The sequence below is a fragment of the Enterobacter sp. UNJFSC 003 genome (assembly GCF_036903355.1).
Classification (GTDB): Bacteria; Pseudomonadota; Gammaproteobacteria; order Enterobacterales; family Enterobacteriaceae; genus Enterobacter.
Genome location: NZ_JBAKHK010000166.1, coordinates 1 through 271, shown reverse-complemented (window position 1 = coordinate 271; position 271 = coordinate 1). Strand labels below are relative to the sequence as shown.

Below are 271 nucleotides of genomic sequence, written 5' to 3'. Positions count from 1 at the left end.
CATCAGACCAGCGGGCTTCAGCATCGATACGAACGATAGTCATCATTTTGTCCTCATTATCCTTCCATTTTCGTGCTGCAAAGACTGCCACAATGTGAGGTCGCCGTCACCACTTCAACTGGCGAAAGCGCCCTCATCCTGACATAATCCCTGTTCAAATCAACAGGGGGTAGTGTGACGGACGATTTTGCACCAGACGGTCAGCTGGCGAAAGCGATACCAGGCTTTAAGCCGCGAGAACCACAGCGACAGATGGCGGTAGCCGTCACCC

1 protein-coding gene is annotated in these 271 nt (G+C 53.1%); it reads left to right on the top strand.

What is annotated here, in order from left to right:
* Window positions 1-174: 174 nt before the first annotated feature.
* Window positions 175-271: hypothetical protein (locus V5P19_RS23625; protein WP_252698418.1), on the top strand; the 97-nt coding region annotated here is incomplete at its 3' end.